The 1,511-nt window shown below is 71.4% G+C and carries 3 protein-coding genes; 1 reads left to right on the forward strand and 2 read right to left on the reverse strand.

Annotated features, from left to right (window positions below; genetic code table 11):
• On the reverse strand, positions 1-343 hold a 343-nt coding region (locus tag Q0L15_RS21510; protein WP_296606814.1), incomplete at its 3' end, for a hypothetical protein.
• A 150-nt stretch (positions 344-493) separates the two neighbouring features.
• Between Q0L15_RS21510 and Q0L15_RS21515 the strand changes: the two genes are divergently transcribed.
• Entirely contained in the window at positions 494-1,183 is a 690-nt protein-coding gene (locus Q0L15_RS21515) for a DUF4389 domain-containing protein (RefSeq protein WP_296606816.1), read from the forward strand.
• Here Q0L15_RS21515 and Q0L15_RS21520 read toward each other — a convergent pair.
• Complete coding sequence (locus Q0L15_RS21520; protein WP_296606818.1) at positions 1,180-1,401, reverse strand: DUF2188 domain-containing protein; 222 nt, start codon at positions 1,399-1,401, stop codon at positions 1,180-1,182. The two genes, Q0L15_RS21515 and Q0L15_RS21520, sit on opposite strands and share 4 nt — an antisense overlap.
• Between the last annotated feature and the right edge of the window lie 110 nt (positions 1,402-1,511).

The raw sequence follows: 1,511 nt of genomic DNA on the forward strand, positions 1-1,511 counted from the left end.
CGTCGGCGCGCTCGATCTTGGCTCCGGTGAGCTCGTCGGAGCCGGGGTCGCTGATGATGAAGAAGACGTCGGTCGTCGGGTACGGCCGTTCCCGGCCGCGGGCGATCGCCACCCGCAGGCTCGGCACCTCGTGGAGGGCGTGGGCTACCGCCCGGCCGACCAGGTGGGTGACGGTGACCGGCGCCTCGACGTCCGACTGCGTCATCGCGATGAGGTCGAGCATCGCGGCGGCGTCGATGTCGAGGTCGCCGTAGAACTGGGGGTCGGACGGCGGCCCCCACGCCGCCCACGCGAGCTTGCGCCAGCCGTGCAGTGCCTGGGACACCGGGGTCCGGTTGCTCATCGTCGCCTCCTCCGCCCCCATCGCCAGGGTCGCGGGCGCCGGTCGGGACGGGGCAGGGTCGGTCGCCATCGCGCGCCGGGACCTTCGCCCCTCCTGCGGGTCCTGCGCCGAGCACAGGCTGGAGGGGCAGGACGAGCGAAGGAGACTGCGATGAGCGCGACGTATCCGGTCCACACGTATCCGGTCCACGTGGACGCCGATCTCGACGAGGGGCTCAGCCGCGGCCTCTGGCTGGTGAAGTGGTTGCTGGCGATCCCGCACTTCGTGGTGCTGCTCTTCCTGTGGATCGCGTTCGTCGTGCTCAGCGTCGTGGCGTTCTTCGCGATCCTGTTCACCGGCCGGTACCCGCGCGCGATCTTCGACTTCAACCTCGGGGTGCTGCGCTGGACCTGGCGGGTGTCGTTCTACGCGTACGGCGCCCTGGGCACCGACCGCTACCCGCCGTTCACCCTGCGCGACGTCGCCGACTACCCGGCGCACCTGGACGTCGACTACCCCGAGCGGCTCTCGCGCGGTCTGGTCCTGGTGAAGTGGTGGCTGCTCGCGATCCCGCACTACCTGGTGGTCGCGATCTTCACGAGCGGCTCCGTGTACCTCGGCGGCCGCGCGGCGCAGAGCGACACGTCCCCCGTCTGGAGCACCGGCCTGATCGGCCTCCTCGTGCTGTTCGCCGCCGTGGCCCTGCTGTTCACGGGGCGCTACCCGCGCCCGATCTTCGACTTCGTGCTCGGGATGCAGCGCTGGGCGCTGCGCGTCGCGGCGTACGCCGCCCTGATGACCGACGACTATCCGCCGTTCCGCCTGGACATGGGCGGCCACGACCCGGGTGCCCTGACCTAGAACGGCAGCTCGTCGCTCCTGCGCGGGTAGCGGTTGCGCTCGACGACGCGGCCGTCGGCGCTCCTGATGACGTGCTGGACGCCGCGGACGCGGGCCTCGCTGCGCCCGACCTCGGCGGCCGCCTCCCGGGTCCGGTACTCGCCGGGCAGGGCTTCCCGCCCGCGGACCCGATTACGCCACACCTCACCGTCGCAGTACGTCTCGATCGGCTCTCCCATCACCCTCTCCTCCCGAGGAGGGACGAGTACCCCGTCGACCAGCGGAACAGTCTGTCACCGTCGCGCTACGGTGACGCCGTGGTTGCCAAACGGCCGGCGAGCGACCCGTT

The sequence above is a fragment of the Nocardioides sp. genome (assembly GCF_024509035.1).
GTDB lineage: Bacteria > Actinomycetota > Actinomycetes > Propionibacteriales > Nocardioidaceae > Nocardioides.